Here is a 322-nt window from a genome sequence, read left to right on the forward strand (position 1 = left end):
GCGTGGCACGTCGGGGATCGTCAGCCGCTGGTTGTACACAACTATAAGATCCTTCGAGCGCAGCCCCTGGAGAATGCGGTTGATGTGGACGTGCGAGATGCCCAGCGAGTCGGCCAGATCGATCTGGGTCAGCTTGAGTTCGAAGCTGTTCTCGCTCGCGAAGCCCACGGCCCGCAGGCAGACCAGCAACTCGCAGTAGTGGTGGGCCAGGCGCTTCTCGGCCGGCCGGCTTTCGTTCACGAGACACTCGCGCGAGAGGCTCAGTTCCGTGTGGGTGACGCACCACATGGCTCGGCCGATGCCGGGGTAGGTTCCGATCAGG

1 protein-coding gene is annotated in these 322 nt (G+C 63.7%); it reads right to left on the bottom strand.

Features of this window, described 5'->3' with window-relative positions:
• On the bottom strand, positions 1 to 322 hold a 322-nt coding region (locus tag WDW90_RS38630), incomplete at both ends, for a Crp/Fnr family transcriptional regulator (protein ID WP_336492937.1).

The organism is Methylobacterium nigriterrae, from assembly GCF_037106235.1.
GTDB lineage: Bacteria > Pseudomonadota > Alphaproteobacteria > Rhizobiales > Beijerinckiaceae > Methylobacterium > Methylobacterium nigriterrae.